Source organism: Acidovorax sp. LjRoot194, assembly GCF_964253015.1.
Lineage (GTDB): Bacteria > Pseudomonadota > Gammaproteobacteria > Burkholderiales > Burkholderiaceae_C > Acidovorax.
This window is the reverse complement of sequence record NZ_CAXUQB020000001.1, coordinates 5,607,201-5,620,788: the sequence shown is the minus strand read 5'-3', so window position 1 is coordinate 5,620,788 and position 13,588 is coordinate 5,607,201. Positions and strand designations below refer to the sequence as shown.

Below are 13,588 nucleotides of genomic sequence, written 5' to 3'. Positions count from 1 at the left end.
TGTAACGAGCACCATGAACCTCGTCAGCCTCAACATCGAATCGATCCAGCTCGGCCAGCCGCTGCCTTTTGTGCTGCGCGGCGCCGACGGCACCCTGCTGGCACAAAAGGGGTACATCATCCGCACTCGCGAAGAGCTGGCCAAGATGGTGTCCCGGGGCCGCCAGCTGTGCGTGGACACCGACGAGTCCGGCGGCAGCCACCGCGCCTACCTGGCGCAGCTGCAGCGCATGCTGAACGCCGACACCAACCTGGGCGAGATCGCGGCGATGAAGATGACGGCGGCCGAGGACTCGGCCGCGCGCGCCCGGGGCGGCCGGCTGCTGCCCGACTGGCCCGAGCTGCAGTTGCGGGCCACGCAGCTGCTGCGGTCGCCGTCGGCCACGGACTTCGGCGGCCGGTTCCAGGCCCTGCACGACGAGCTATCGCGCCACTGCGAGCAGACGCCGGACGCGACGCTGCTGGCCATGATCTACCTGTCGGCGCAGGAAACCCACCTGTACAGCGGCACCCATTCGATGCTGGTCAGCTGCGTGTGCATGGTGGTCGCGCGCGAGATGCTGCGCTGGCCCGAAGTGCGCGTGCAGCAGCTGGGGCAGGCGGCGCTGAGCATGAACATCGCGATGACCGAGCTGCAGGACCAGCTCGCCCAGCAGACCCACCCGCTCACCGCCGAACAGATCTCTGCGGTGGAGGACCACGCGGCGCGTTCCGAGGCCCTGCTGCGCAGCCTGGGCGTGTCCGACCCGCTGTGGCTGGAGGCGGTGCGCTGCCACCACCACCGCACCCCCGGCCCCCTGGCCAAGAAGACCGAAGCCCAGCAGATGGCGCGCCTGCTGCAGCGCGCCGACATCTTCGGCGCGCGCATGGCGCCCCGTGCGGCCCGCCCGCCCATGCCGGCCACCGCCGCCATGCAGGCGAGCTACTACGACGAGGAGCACCAGGTCGACGAAGCCGGCGCGGCCCTCGTCAAGACCCTGGGCGTGTACCCCCCCGGTGCCTTCGTGCGCCTGGCCAGCCAGGAGGTGGGCGTCGTCATCCGCCGCGGCGCCACGGCCACCACGCCCAAGGTGGCCGTGGTGACCAACCGCGAAGGCATGCCCACGGGCGAGCCCATTCCCCGCGACACCGGCATGCCACCCTGGAAGGTCACGGGCGTGGTGGCCTTCAAGGATGTGCGGGTCAAGCTCTCGCTCGACCGCCTGCTGAGCCTGGGCTGACCCGCCGGCGCCGACGGACGGACAGATACACCTGCGGCCTGCGCCATCGGCCAGCGCCACTCGTGCTCATGCGGTGCGGCGCCGGTACGCCGCGGTGCGCGGCGCCCTCTCCACAGACTTTGATCCCCTTGCGGCATGGTGGCCGCATCCATGGGGCCGGCTGCTGCGTACATGATGCAGGTGCCGCGTGATCCACACCGATTCCGGGATCCGCACCCAGACGTAACCAATCGGTATAAATAAAAACTCATGTGGACAAAAAATAATGGAGCGGTTAAATTGGCCACACCGACCTGTGCTGGAAGTCCTATGACCACCTTTTTGCTACGACCCGTCCCTGCCGCCGCCCTGGTGCTGGCCGCTGCCTTCGGGCCCGGGGCCTGGGCCCAGCCAGCGGCGCAGCCGGTGCCCGGTGCGGCTGCAGCGGCGGCGCCGGCCGCCTGTCCCGCCACGCTGCAGCACACCTTCCTGCGCCTGCAGGACGAAAAGCCGCAATCCCTGTGCCAGTACAGCGGCAAGGTCGTGCTCATGGTCAACACCGCCAGCTTCTGCGGATTCACCGGCCAGTACAAGGGGCTTGAAGAGCTGTATGCGCGCTACAAGGACAAGGGCCTCGTCGTGCTGGGCTTTCCGTCCAACGACTTCTCGCAGGAGTCCGGCAGCAACCAGCAGATCGCGGACTTCTGCGAAAGCACCTTCGGCGTGAAATTCCCCATGTTCGCCAAGAGCAGCGTGAAGGGCGCCGAGGCCTCGCCGCTGTTTCGCCAACTGGCCCAGCTCTCGGGCACCGCCCCGCGCTGGAACTTCCACAAATACCTGCTGGGCCGCGACGGCAAGCTGGTCGACCAGTACTCCAGCCTGACCGCGCCCGACAACCAGGGCCTGGTGCGCGCCATCGAGCAGCAACTGGCGGTGGCCCCCGCACGGTGATTGACATGCTTTCTTTACGTTTCTTTAAAAAAAACCTGTCCGAAGGCTGGAACTTCGGCGGGACAGCCCCACTCTATTTCTTGCGCAACACGATTGCGCGACGTACAGTTTTAGTGTTGCGAAGCCTTTCGGGCCCCCGGGTTCCGACTGACCTCCTGGAGCGCTTCTCCTCCCTCCCTCTCTTATTCGTTTCGGGACGCTTCGCAACCTTTTTATTCCGTGACCCGGCCAGAGGGAGCCGGCCATGAAAATCGCCATCATCGGCTCCGGCATCTCCGGGCTGGCTGTCGCGCACCAGCTGCGCGGGCATGCGGACATCACCCTTTTCGAGGCCGGCGACTACTTCGGCGGCCACACCCACACGGTCGACGTGACGCTGCCCGATGCCTGGGGCAACCCGGTCACGCACGGCGTGGACACAGGGTTTCTGGTCTTCAATGAGCGCACCTACCCGGGTTTGATCAGCCTGCTGGCCGAGTTGGGGGTCGAAACCTCCAAGTCCGACATGTCGTTTTCGGTGCAGGTGCCCGGCGCGCTGCGCGGCCGTACGCTGGAGTGGAGCGGCACCAACCTGTCCACCGTGTTCGCGCAGCGGTCCAACCTGCTGAACCCCCGCTTTTGGGGCATGCTGCGCGACCTGCTGCGCTTCAACCAGCTGTGTACCGGCATCGCACAAGCCAATGCCGAAGCGGCCTTGATGCAGCCGCTGGGCGACTTCCTGAAGGAGCACGGCTTTGGCGACGCGTTCCGCGACTGGTACTTCCTGCCCATGCTCGGCTGCATCTGGAGCTGCCCGACCGACCAGATGCTGAAATTCCCCGTGGCGACGATGATCCGGTTCTGCCACAACCACGGGCTGATGCAGGTGAGCCAGCGGCCGCAGTGGTGGACGGTGTCGGGCGGTGCCTGGCACTACGTGGAAAAGATCGTGGCGGGCATTGCCGACAAGCGCCTGTCCACCCCCGTGCGCCGTGTGGAGCGCGACGCAGCCGGCGTGCGCGTGGTCACCGACCGGCATACCGAGCACTTCGACAAGGTGGTGCTGGCCACGCACTCGGACCAGTCGCTCGCACTGCTGGAGCAGCCCACGGTGCAAGAGCGCACCGTGCTGGGCGCCATTCGTTACCAGGCCAACCGCGCCGTGCTGCACACCGACACGGCCGTGCTGCCCCGCGTGCGCAGTGCCTGGGCCGCCTGGAACTACGAGCGCGCCGCCGAAGGCCACCGCGAATCCGCCCGTGTGTGCCTGCACTACCTCATCAACCAGCTGCAGCCCGTGCCGTTCGCTCAGCCCGTGGTCGTGTCGCTCAACCCGCTGCGCGAGATTGCGCCGGAGCACGTGATCGGCAGTTACGACTACGCCCACCCGGTGTTCGACCTGGCGGCCATCCGCGCCCAGCGGGGTGTGGAGCAGCTGCAGGGCCAGTCCCACACCTGGTTCTGCGGCGCCTGGACGGGCTACGGCTTTCACGAAGACGGCCTGCAGTCGGGCCTGGCGGTGGCCAGGCAACTGCGCGCCAACCTGCCCACCGCATGGGCGAAGGCGGCCTGATGAGCACGCCGGGCGCTTCCGCACCCCTGATCGGCTTCGGCCAGGTGCGCCACACCCGGCTGCGCCCGCAGCGGCACGCGTTCGCCTACCCCACGTTCTTCCTGATGCTGCCGCTGCGCAGCCTGGCGGGCGGGGCCGGCGCGGCTGCGGGCGCACCCGGCCCGCTCGCGGTCAACCGCCGGGGCCTCATCAGCTTTCACGATGCCGACCACGGCGACGGCCGCAGTGCCGCGCAGGGCGGTGCGCTCGCCTGGGTGCAGGAGCTGCTGCGCGCCGAGGGCATCGCAGACGCGGACGGCGAGGTCTGGCTGCACTGCTACCCGCGCGTGCTGGGCTACACCTTCAAGCCCGTGAGCTTCTGGTACTGCCACCGCGCCGACGGCAGCCTGCGCGCCATCGTGGTCGAGGTCAACAACACCTTCGGCGAGCGCCACTGCTACCTGCTCGATGCGCCGCGCTACGGCGTGGAGCTTGCAGCGCGCAAGGTGTTCCACGTGTCGCCGTTCTGCGAGGTGAGCGGCGGCTACCGGTTCCGCTTCATGCGCACCCTGGCCGCGGGGGCCGGAGCGCCCGCCGAGACCGTCACCGATTCCGATGCCGCTGGCCGCACCGTGGTGCGCATCGACTACGACGACGCTGCGGGCCCGCTGCTGCAGACCAGCGTGAGCGGCACCCTGCACCCCATCACCGACAAGACGCTGCGCCGGGCCCTGTGGGGCTACCCGGCCATGACGCTGGCCGTGATCGCCCGCATCCACTGGCAGGCCCTGCAGCTGTGGCTCAAGCGCGTGCGCTTTCACAGCAAGCCCGCAGCGCCTGCCTCCACCGTGACCCGCTGAACTGCTGAAACGTTGACCACCGAACCATCGAATCGCCGGCCCTTGGAACGCACCCACCGCAAACCGCACGAGATGAACGCCATGAACACCTCCAGCACCACCGCCCGCCGCCCGGCCATCGACCTGCCCCAGGGTACGCCCGCCGCCGCCCGCACGGCCCTGAAGCTCTTGCAGCGGCTGCAGCACGGCAGCCTGACGGTGCAGCTGCCCGACGGCACGCTGCAGCACTTCGGCCACGGGGGCGGGCCCACCGCGGCCATCACGCTCAAGAACTGGAACGTGTGCAGCGCCGCGCTCAAGTCCGGCGACATCGGCTTTGCCGAGAGCTACATCGCCGGCGACTGGACCACGCCGCACCTCACCGACCTGCTCAAGGTCTTCATCGCCAACCGGCAGCAGGTCGAAGGCGTGATCTACGGCACCTGGGCCGGGCGCTTGCTGTACCGCATGAAGCACCTGCTCAACCGCAACACGCGCGCCAACAGCCAGAAGAACATCCACGCCCACTACGACCTGGGCAACGCGTTCTACGAGCTGTGGCTGGACGACACGATGAACTACTCGTCCGCCTGGTTCGAAGGGCAGGCCGGGGGCGACATGCGCGCGGCCCAGCACGCCAAGGTGCGCCGCGCGCTGCGCATGGCCGGCGTGCAGCCTGGCCACCGCGTGCTGGAGATCGGGTGCGGCTGGGGAGCTCTGGCCGAGATGGCGGTGACCGAGTTCGACGCGTCGGTCACCGGGGTCACGCTGTCCACGGAGCAACTGGCATTCGCCCAGAACCGCATGGCGCAATGCGACCGCGCGCAGAAGGCCGACCTGCGCCTGCAGGACTACCGTGACATCACGGACGGCCCGTACGACGCCGTGTGCTCCATCGAGATGATCGAGGCCGTGGGCCGCGAATACTGGCCCACGTACTTCCAGGCCGTGCAGCGATTGCTCAAGCCCGGCGGCCGTGCCTGCGTGCAGAGCATCGTCATCGACGACAGCCTGTTTGCGCGCTACATCAGCTCCACCGACTTCATCCAGCAGTACATCTTCCCCGGTGGCTGCCTGCCCTGCCCGAGCGAATTCCGCCGCGAGGCGGAGGCCGCCGGCCTGCGCGTGGTGGACGAGTTCGCGTTCGGGCAGGACTACGCCGAGACGCTCAAGCGCTGGCGCGAGCGCTTCCTGGCCCAGCGCACGCAGATCCTGCAGCTCGGGTTCGACCAGCGCTTCATGCACATCTGGGAGTTCTACCTGGCGTACTGCGAGGCCGCCTTTGCCATGGGCAACATCGACCTGGTGCAGTACACGCTGGTCAAAGGCTGAAGCGCAGCCGTACCGAGGGCACTACCGATGAATGCTATTAAAAATATAGCTGCTGCCGCTTTGCTGGCAAGCGGTACGGCCATTTTTGTTCCACAAACCAGCTGGGCGCAGGAGCCTGAAGCCGCCACTGCGCTGGCGGGGTCCCGCCTGGTGGGCCAGGGCACGCTGCGCTTCCTGGGCTTCGACATCTACCGCGCCCGCCTGTGGGTGGCACCCGGGTTCGATGCCAACGACTATGCAGCCCGTCCGCTGGCGCTGGAGCTCACCTACCACCGCGGCTTTTCGGGCGAGGCGATTGCCAAGCGCTCGCTCGAAGAGATGCGCCGCGTGGGCAGCTTCACGCCGGAGCAGGCCGCGCGCTGGCAGCAGGCGCTGCAGGCTGCGCTGCCCGACGTGAAGTCCGGCGACCGCCTGCTGGGCGTGTACCAGCCCGGCACCGGCGCGGTGTTCCGCATGGGCGGCCGGGTGGTGGGCGAGGTGGCGGACGCTGAATTTGCGCGGCTGTTCTTCGGCATCTGGCTGTCGCCCCAGACGTCCGAGCCAGCGCTGCGCCAGGCGCTCATCGCATCGGCACGCAACGCAGGGTCACCACCGTGACCACGACGCAGGGCGCACCGCCGCTGCGGGCCAGCCAGGGCCTGGCCTATGGTCTGCTGGGGCTGCCACTCGCGTTCGTGGCGCTGCCGCTGTACGTGCTGCTGCCCAACCACTATGCGCGCGAGTTCGGCATGTCGCTGGCCACGCTGGGCGCGCTGCTGCTGGCGGCGCGGCTGCTCGACGCCGTGTCCGACCCGCTGCTCGGACGGCTTTCAGACCACCTGTTCGGCCGCTCCGCGCGCGGTGTGCTGGCGGTGGGCGCCGTATCGGCGGGCGTGATGGCGCTGGGGCTCACGGGCCTGTTCTTTCCGCCGGTGCAGGCGGCGGGTTCTCTCACCGTCTGGGCCTTTGCGGCGTTGGTGGTGACCTATCTCGCCTACAGCCAACTGGGCATCGCGCACCAGTCCTGGGGCGCGCGCCTGGGTGGGGACGAGCTACAGCGCAGCCGCATCGTGGCCTGGCGCGAAGGCGCGGCCCTGGTGGGCGTGGTGCTGGCCTCGCTGCTGCCCGCGCTGGCGGGGCTGCCGGCCATGCTGGGCGTGTTTGCGCTGGCGCTGGGCCTGGGCTGGTGGGCCTGGAGCCGGGCGCCACGGCCTGCGATGCATGCCGCCGCGGTCGGACAGACCGCGCCGCAGGCACCACCGGCTGCCCTGTGGCGTCCGCTGCAGCGCCCGGCGTTTCGACGGCTGCTGGCGGTGTTCGTGCTCAACGGCATTGCCAGCGCCATACCGGCCACGCTGGTGCTGTTCTTCGTTCAGGACTTGCTGCAGGCCCCGCCCGCGCAGGAGCCGCTGTTCCTGGGCACGTATTTTGTGTGTGCCGCGCTGTCGATCCCGCTGTGGCTGCGCGCCGTGGCGCGCTTCGGGCTGGCACGCACGTGGCTTGTGGGCATGCTGCTGGCCATTGCGGCGTTCAGCGGCACGGCGCTGTTGGGCGCAGGCGACGTGTGGCCGTTTGCGCTGGTGTGCGCGCTCTCGGGCGTGGCGCTGGGCACCGACCTGGCCCTGCCCAGCGCTCTGCTGGCCGGCGTGATCGCCGCCGAGGGCGACAGCGGCCGGCACGAAGGCGCGTACTTCGGCTGGTGGAATCTGGCCACCAAACTCAACCTGGCGCTGGCGGCCGGCCTGGCGCTGCCCCTGCTCGGGGGCCTGGGCTACACGCCCGGCACCCGCAGCGAGGCCGGCCTGCAGACCCTGAGCCTGGCTTACGCGGTGCTGCCCTGCGCGCTCAAGCTGATGGCCGCCATCGCCCTGTATGCCCTGATCCTGCGCCGCCCCCCGGCGGGCGCAGCCCTTCCCCTGCGAGGTACCCCATGACAATCAACCGACGCCACATCCTCGCCGCCGCCGCCGCCAGCCCCGTGCTGCTGGCAGGCTGCGCCAGCCAGAACCTGGAGGGCTACGCCAGCGAAAAGCCGGTGCTCGACCTGGCCCGGTATTTCAACGGCACCATCGATGCGCACGGCATCTTCCAGGACCGCAGCGGGCAGATCGTCAAGCGCTTCACCGTGGTCATGGTCTGCACCTGGACGGGCGACCAGGGCGTGCTGGACGAGGCCTTCACCTATTCGGACGGGACCACGCAGCGGCGCGTCTGGCGCCTCACGCGCCTTGCCGACGGGCGCTACACCGGCACGGCGGACGACGTGATCGGCGAGGCCCGGGGCCAGACGCGGGGCAACGCCTTCCAGTGGAACTACACGCTCGCGCTGCCGGTGGGCGGCTCGATCTACCACGTCGATATGGACGACTGGATGTACCTCATGGACGACCGCGTCATGCTCAACCGCGCCACCATGCGCAAGCTGGGCGTGCGGCTGGGCGAGGTCACGTTGTCCTTCACCCGGCGCGCGCCATGAGCCTGAACCCGCCCCAGCGCGACTGGCACGGCCGCCGGGCCTGGCTCATCGGCGCCTCCACCGGCATCGGCCGGGCCACGGCCTCGGCGCTGCATGCGCGGGGTGCGCGCGTGGTGGTGTCGGCCCGTGACGACAAGGCGCTGCAGGAATTCGTGCGCGAGCACCCCGGCAGCGAGGCCTGGCCGCTCGATGTGGCCGTACCCCAGCAGGTGCAGGACGTGGCCTCGCAGGTGCTGGCCGGCGGCGCAGTGGACCTGGTGTGCTACTGCGCAGGCACCTACCGCGAGATGCGCGCCACCGAGTTCGACCTGGCCGACATGCTGCGCCACCAGCAGACCAACTACACCGGCGTGCTCCACGTGCTGGGCGCCGTGCTGCCCGCCATGCTGGCCGCCGCCGCACGCGGCCAGCCCGGGCACCTGAGCGTGATCAGCAGCGTGGCGGGCTTTCGGGGCCTGCCCAAGAGCCTGGCCTATGGGCCCACCAAGGCGGCACTCATCAATCTGGCGGAGACGCTGTACCTGGACCTGCACGACCTGGGCATGGGGGTGAGCGTGATCAACCCCGGGTTCGTGTCCACGCCGCTCACCGCGGGGAACGACTTTCGCATGCCCGCACTCATCACGCCCGACGCGGCCGCCGCCGCCATCCTGCAGGGGTGGGGCGAGGGCCAGTTCGACATCCACTTCCCCAAGCGCTTCACGCGCGTGATGAAGGCGCTGCGGCTGTTGCCGTATGGTTGCTACTTTCCGGCGGTCCGCCGCTTCACGGGACTATGACTACCAGTTTCTCGACCCCTCCACAGCCCGAGGCCGCCGGCGGCGCGCCCAACGCCACACCCGAGGCCGTGGCCCGCGTCGTGGCGTTCTTCGAGCAGCTGTCCCCCGCCGATGTCGCGCACATCGGCCGGCTGTACGGCCCCGCCGCGCGGTTCAAGGATCCGTTCAACGATGTGCAGGGCGTGCCCGCCATCCAGGGCATCTTCGAGCACATGTTCACGTCGCTGCAGGCGCCGCGCTTCGTCGTCACCGGCCAGGTGGTGCAGGGCGACCAGTGCTTTCTCACGTGGGACTTCGTGTTCGCGTTCCGCAATTTCCACCAAAGCGTGCAGCAGACGGTGCGGGGCGCGTCGCACCTGGTGTTCGACAGCCAGGGGCTGGTCACGCTGCACCGCGACTACTGGGATGCGGCCGAAGAGCTGTACGAGAAGCTGCCTGTGGTGGGTGGGCTGATGCGCTGGCTCAAGCGGCGCGCGAACAGCTGATCCAGAGCGTTCGATAGTTCCAAATCTGTTCACGCTGAGCCTGTCCCCGCGCCGCGCAGGGTTTCGACAGGCTCAGCCCGAACGGTCGGGTGTGAACGGCCTAACGCAGACCCCCTTGCACGGCCCGGGGCTGATAGCGGTCAGCCCCGCGCCCGCAGCCGCGAGTGGCCGGGCAGCGGCACCGCGCGCTGCAGCACGCCTTCGGCCAGCCACACTGCGCTGTCCCACGCACGCTGCGCCACGAAGGGCAGCGGCAACTGCTGGTAGTCGTCGTTGAAGACCTCGAAGCTGTAGTCGCCCTGGTAGCCCATGCCGTCGAGCGTGCGCACCAGCTCGGCCAGCGCCTGGCTGTGCACGCCCTCGCCGGGGAACACCCGGAAGTGCCGCGCGGTGTCGATGCGCTCCTGCACCGTGCGCGTCTCCTGCCACATGAAGTCCGACAGCTGCACCAGGTAGATCTTCTCCGGGTCCACGTCGCTCAATGCCGACAGCGGCGTGCTGGTGGCGAACTGGTGGTACGAGTCGATGGCCAGACCCAGGTTGGGACAGTCGGCCTGCTCGACCGCGGCCCAGGCCTGGTGCACCTCGTTGATGTGCCGGCCCCACGACAGGCCCTCGAAAGCGATGCGGATGCCGTGCGGCAGTGCCAGCAGGGCGAGCTTGCGCAGGTCGCGCGCAATCGCGTCGGCATCCGCAGTGGCGTGCGACGAGGTGGAGCTGCAGGCCAGCAGCACCGGCGCGCCCAGGTCGCGCGCCATCAGGATCATCTGCTTGGCGATGTCCACCTTGTAGCTGTGCAGGTGGCCCGACAGGCCCTCGAAGTCGCGCAGCACCTGAAAGCCGGTGACGCGTAGCCCGCTGCTGCGCACCGCGTTCACGGCGGCCTCGATGCCCTGGGGGTGGCCCACGATGTCGCGGGCGGCCAGCATGATCTGGCCAAAGCCTGCGGCTTGGATGGCGGCGAGCTTGGCCTCCAGCGGGCCGGCCAGGCTGATGGTGTCCATGCCGAAATCGGCGACGTTGCGTTGCATGGTGGATGTGCGCATGGCGGCTCGGCTCCGGTGCGGGGTCAGCGCTGGTCCAGCACCAGCTCGAAGCTGGGCGCTCCAGCCTCGGCCCGCGTGAGCGCGCCACGGGTCTCGGTGTGCACGCCGGTGGGCGACTCCACGAAGTCCACACCGCGTGCGCGCAGCGCGTTCACCGTGGCCAGCACGTCGGGCGTGCCGAAGGCCACGCGCTGCAGCAGCTCCTCGGGGTCGGCGTCCAGCGCATCCACCAGCGGCTCGATCAACTGCCAGTGCAGCGTGCCGCAGGGGCTGGCCAGGATGCGGCCGTGCGTGAGCACGCCAAACGACGTGTCGGGCGACAGCTCTGCAAAGCCGAACAGCTCGCCGTAGAAATGCGCCCAGTCCTGCGCGCGGCCCAGGCCTATGTACTGCACCACGCCGAACAGGTGCAGGCCCTGCATCGCGGGCGACAGGGCCGTCGGCGAGGGCTGCACCGTGGGGATGGACACGAAGTCCACGTCGTAGATCGAAAAATCCTTCCAGCGGTCCACGAAGTAGATGCGGCTGGCGCCCACGCCGTGGATGGCGGGGATGTTCAGTTCCATCACCTCGACCTCGGTGTGCACGGCCCATGCGCCCAGCGCGAGCACGCGGCGGTAGGCCGCGGCGGCATTGCCCACGCGGAACGCCACGGCGGTGAGCACCGGTTGCTCGGTCAGCGCTGCGGGTGCGTGCACGCCGGTGCGCTCCTCGTCCTGGTGCGCGTTCACGATGATGTTCATATCCCCCTGGCGGTACAGCAGCACCTCGCGCGAGCGGTGGCGCGCCACGGGCTGAAAGCCCATGCGTTCCAGCGCCTGGCCCAGCGCCTGCGGGCGGCTGGTGGCGTATTCGATGAACTCGACGCCCTGCAGGCCCAGGGGGTTGGGCATGTCGCCCAGCGCTTCGCGGGCGGCCATCATCGGGGTGCTCATGGGTTCAACTCCTTGTGTTGTGCCGCGCGCGCAGGGGCGTCAGCGGGCGGTGACGAGGCGGCGGAAATGCGCGTCCATGCGCGCAGCGTCGGGGGATTCGCCGGTGAACAGCTCGAACGCGCCCACGGCCTGGCCCACGGCCATGCCGCCGCCGTCCGACACGCGGCAGCCCAGGGCCCGTGCGGCCTGCACCAGCGCGGTGTCGAGCGGGAAGTACACCACCTCGGACACCCACATCGCGGGGCGCAGCAGGCCCACGTCCAGCGGCAGGCCGGGCAGCTTGTCCATGCCCGTGGGCGTGGCGTGGATGAGCCCGCTGGCACTGGCCATGGCGGTGGGCAGGTTCGCAGCCTGGGCGCGTGCGCCATACAGGGCGTTCACATCGGCGGCCAGCTGCGCCGCACGTTCGGGCTGGGCATCGACGATGCTCAGGCGCTGCGCGCCCAGGCGCAGCACGGCGTGGGCAATGGCAGCGCCTGCGCCGCCCGCGCCCAGCAGCACCACGTGCGACAGGTCGGCCTGGGGCAGTGCGCGGGTGAACCCCCACGCCCAGCCCGAGCCATCGGTGTTGTGCCCCACCAATTGGCCATCGCGGATCACGACTGTATTGACCGCGCCCATGGCCTGGGCCTCTTCGGAGAGGCTGTCCAGGTACGGGATCACGGCCTGCTTGCAGGGGTAGGTGACGTTGCAGCCCGCGTAGCCCATGATGCGCGCGGCGGACAGCAGCGTGGGCAGCTGTGCGGCCGACGAGGCCGAGCGGTCCAGGTCGATGAGCTGGTAGTGCAGGCGCATGCCGTGGTGGCGCGCCTCTTCTTCATGCAGCGCGGGGGACAGCGACTTCTGGATGCCGGCGCCGATCAGTCCGATCAGTACCTTGCGGGGGCTCAGGGGCGGCATGGCAGTCTTTGCGGGAGCGGTCGGGGGATCGGGGAGCAGGGTGCTCATGGGGGATAGGCTTGGGTGCGCTGCGCCAGCGCGCAGCGCACGGGGTGGAGGTAGCGTTACTTGGTACCGCGCAGCTTGGCCAGCGTCGCATAGACCTCTTTCACGGTCTCGGCGCCCACCTTTTCGCTGTGCTTCTCGACCACGGGCTTGACCTTGGCGCGCAGCTTGTCGAGCTCTGCAGCGGGGAACTCGGTGACCTGCATGCCGGCCTTCTTGAGGTCTTCGAGCGCCACGTTGGCCTGCACGCGCGAGACGCCGCGCTGGAACGTGGTGGCCTCGGCCATGGCTTCGGTCACGGCCTTCTGGTCCGCGGGGCTCAGGCTGTCCCAGAACTTCTTGCTCACGATGACGGCCTGCGGGTTGTACATGTGGCGCGTGATGGTCAGGTACTTCTGCACCTCGGCGAACTTGGACGACAGGATGGTGGAGACCGGGTTCTCCTGGCCGTCCACGGCCTTTTGCTCCATGGCGGTGTAGAGCTCTGGGAAGGGCATGGGCACGGCGTTGGCGCCCAGCGCGTTGAACATGTCGATGTAGATCGGCGACTGGATCACGCGGATCTTCAGGCCCGCGATGTCCTCGGCCTTGGTGATGGGCCGCTTGCTGTTGGTCACGTTGCGAAAGCCCAACTCCCAGTAGCCCAGGCCCACCAGGTTCTTGGCCTGCAGCTTGTCGAGCAGCTTCTTGCCGAAGGGACCATCGGTCACGGCATCGGCTTCTTGCGGCGAGGCGAACAGGAAGGGGAAGTCATAGATGCCGAACTCCTTGGCCTGGGCCGACAGGATGCCGGCGTTGAGCACCGTCATCTCCACCGTGCCGCCTTGCAGGGCCGAGACGGTCTGCAGGTCGCCGCCCAGCGTGCCGCCGGGGAACAGCTTCACGGCGATGCGGTTGTTGGTCTTGGCCGCGACGAGGTCGGCGAACTTCTGTGCGCCCTGCGCCTGCGGGTGGTCCTTCTGGTTCTGGAACGCGAACTTGATAGTACGCTCCTGCGCGTGCGCAGCGGGCAGCAGCGATGCGGCAACGAGGGCGGTGGCCAGCAGGGTCTTCAAGAGTTTCATGGATGTCTCCTTGGGTTTTTGGGCGGTG

Annotated in this window: 14 protein-coding genes; 10 read left to right on the top strand and 4 right to left on the bottom strand. The window is 69.0% G+C overall.

Annotation, left to right across the window (positions count from 1 at the left end; translation table 11 throughout):
• Nucleotides 1-13 precede the first annotated feature (13 nt).
• From ACSQ3N_RS25535 to ACSQ3N_RS25490, 10 genes are all read left to right on the top strand, one after another.
• Entirely contained in the window at nt 14-1,219 is a 1,206-nt protein-coding gene (locus ACSQ3N_RS25535) for an HD-GYP domain-containing protein (protein WP_436147809.1), read from the top strand.
• Nucleotides 1,220-1,528: 309 nt separating this feature from the next.
• Complete coding sequence (locus tag ACSQ3N_RS25530) at nt 1,529-2,149, top strand: glutathione peroxidase (RefSeq protein WP_436147808.1); 621 nt, start codon at nt 1,529-1,531, stop codon at nt 2,147-2,149.
• A 244-nt stretch (nt 2,150-2,393) separates the two neighbouring features.
• Nucleotides 2,394-3,701: an NAD(P)/FAD-dependent oxidoreductase gene (locus ACSQ3N_RS25525; RefSeq protein ID WP_436147807.1), complete on the top strand. Its 1,308-nt coding sequence runs from the start codon at nt 2,394-2,396 to the stop codon at nt 3,699-3,701.
• Entirely contained in the window at nt 3,683-4,540 is an 858-nt protein-coding gene (locus ACSQ3N_RS25520) for a DUF1365 domain-containing protein (protein WP_436147806.1), read from the top strand. Before ACSQ3N_RS25525 ends, ACSQ3N_RS25520 begins: the two co-directional genes overlap by 19 nt.
• Nucleotides 4,541-4,621: 81 nt before the next feature.
• Nucleotides 4,622-5,851, top strand: coding sequence for a class I SAM-dependent methyltransferase (locus tag ACSQ3N_RS25515; RefSeq protein WP_436147805.1), 1,230 nt, complete (start codon nt 4,622-4,624; stop codon nt 5,849-5,851).
• A gap of 27 nt (nt 5,852-5,878) precedes the next feature.
• Complete coding sequence (locus ACSQ3N_RS25510) at nt 5,879-6,448, top strand: chalcone isomerase family protein (protein ID WP_436147804.1); 570 nt, start codon at nt 5,879-5,881, stop codon at nt 6,446-6,448.
• Nucleotides 6,445-7,764 (top strand): MFS transporter, encoded by a 1,320-nt coding sequence (locus ACSQ3N_RS25505; protein ID WP_436147803.1) that lies wholly within the window; start codon nt 6,445-6,447, stop codon nt 7,762-7,764. The genes ACSQ3N_RS25510 and ACSQ3N_RS25505 overlap by 4 nt, the downstream gene beginning before the upstream one ends.
• Nucleotides 7,761-8,306: a DUF3833 domain-containing protein gene (locus ACSQ3N_RS25500; protein WP_436147802.1), complete on the top strand. Its 546-nt coding sequence runs from the start codon at nt 7,761-7,763 to the stop codon at nt 8,304-8,306. Before ACSQ3N_RS25505 ends, ACSQ3N_RS25500 begins: the two co-directional genes overlap by 4 nt.
• Nucleotides 8,303-9,085: an SDR family NAD(P)-dependent oxidoreductase gene (locus ACSQ3N_RS25495; protein WP_436147801.1), complete on the top strand. Its 783-nt coding sequence runs from the start codon at nt 8,303-8,305 to the stop codon at nt 9,083-9,085. Before ACSQ3N_RS25500 ends, ACSQ3N_RS25495 begins: the two co-directional genes overlap by 4 nt.
• A complete protein-coding gene (locus ACSQ3N_RS25490) occupies nt 9,082-9,570 on the top strand; it encodes a nuclear transport factor 2 family protein (protein WP_436147800.1) in 489 nt (162 codons plus the stop codon). Before ACSQ3N_RS25495 ends, ACSQ3N_RS25490 begins: the two co-directional genes overlap by 4 nt.
• A 140-nt stretch (nt 9,571-9,710) precedes the next feature.
• On the opposite strand, the gene ACSQ3N_RS25485 is transcribed toward ACSQ3N_RS25490, so the two are convergent.
• From ACSQ3N_RS25485 to ACSQ3N_RS25470, 4 genes are read right to left on the bottom strand one after another with little or no spacing between them, the layout of a single operon-like run.
• Nucleotides 9,711-10,616: a sugar phosphate isomerase/epimerase family protein gene (locus ACSQ3N_RS25485; protein ID WP_436147799.1), complete on the bottom strand. Its 906-nt coding sequence runs from the start codon at nt 10,614-10,616 to the stop codon at nt 9,711-9,713.
• Between the two features lie 23 nt (nt 10,617-10,639).
• Nucleotides 10,640-11,551, bottom strand: coding sequence for a 4-hydroxyphenylpyruvate dioxygenase (locus ACSQ3N_RS25480; RefSeq protein WP_436147798.1), 912 nt, complete (start codon nt 11,549-11,551; stop codon nt 10,640-10,642).
• A gap of 39 nt (nt 11,552-11,590) precedes the next feature.
• Entirely contained in the window at nt 11,591-12,499 is a 909-nt protein-coding gene (locus ACSQ3N_RS25475) for a shikimate dehydrogenase (RefSeq protein ID WP_436147797.1), read from the bottom strand.
• Nucleotides 12,500-12,555: 56 nt separating this feature from the next.
• Nucleotides 12,556-13,560 carry a TRAP transporter substrate-binding protein gene (locus tag ACSQ3N_RS25470; RefSeq protein ID WP_056171242.1) on the bottom strand — a complete coding sequence of 335 codons (1,005 nt, stop codon included), beginning with the start codon at nt 13,558-13,560 and terminating at the stop codon, nt 12,556-12,558.
• Nucleotides 13,561-13,588 lie beyond the last annotated feature (28 nt).

Bases quoted from the DNA above. Each gene is read 5' to 3' on its own strand.
- ACSQ3N_RS25535 (WP_436147809.1), top strand. From the start codon at position 14: ATGAACCTCGTCAGCCTCAACATCGAATCGATCCAGCTCGGCCAGCCG.
- ACSQ3N_RS25530 (WP_436147808.1), top strand. From the start codon at position 1,529: ATGACCACCTTTTTGCTACGACCCGTCCCTGCCGCCGCCCTGGTGCTG.
- ACSQ3N_RS25525 (WP_436147807.1), top strand. From the start codon at position 2,394: ATGAAAATCGCCATCATCGGCTCCGGCATCTCCGGGCTGGCTGTCGCG.
- ACSQ3N_RS25520 (WP_436147806.1), top strand. From the start codon at position 3,683: ATGGGCGAAGGCGGCCTGATGAGCACGCCGGGCGCTTCCGCACCCCTG.
- ACSQ3N_RS25515 (WP_436147805.1), top strand. From the start codon at position 4,622: ATGAACACCTCCAGCACCACCGCCCGCCGCCCGGCCATCGACCTGCCC.
- ACSQ3N_RS25510 (WP_436147804.1), top strand. From the start codon at position 5,879: ATGAATGCTATTAAAAATATAGCTGCTGCCGCTTTGCTGGCAAGCGGT.
- ACSQ3N_RS25500 (WP_436147802.1), top strand. From the start codon at position 7,761: ATGACAATCAACCGACGCCACATCCTCGCCGCCGCCGCCGCCAGCCCC.
- ACSQ3N_RS25495 (WP_436147801.1), top strand. From the start codon at position 8,303: ATGAGCCTGAACCCGCCCCAGCGCGACTGGCACGGCCGCCGGGCCTGG.
- ACSQ3N_RS25490 (WP_436147800.1), top strand. From the start codon at position 9,082: ATGACTACCAGTTTCTCGACCCCTCCACAGCCCGAGGCCGCCGGCGGC.
- ACSQ3N_RS25485 (WP_436147799.1), bottom strand. From the start codon at position 10,616: ATGCGCACATCCACCATGCAACGCAACGTCGCCGATTTCGGCATGGAC.
- ACSQ3N_RS25480 (WP_436147798.1), bottom strand. From the start codon at position 11,551: ATGAGCACCCCGATGATGGCCGCCCGCGAAGCGCTGGGCGACATGCCC.
- ACSQ3N_RS25475 (WP_436147797.1), bottom strand. From the start codon at position 12,499: ATGAGCACCCTGCTCCCCGATCCCCCGACCGCTCCCGCAAAGACTGCC.
- ACSQ3N_RS25470 (WP_056171242.1), bottom strand. From the start codon at position 13,560: ATGAAACTCTTGAAGACCCTGCTGGCCACCGCCCTCGTTGCCGCATCG.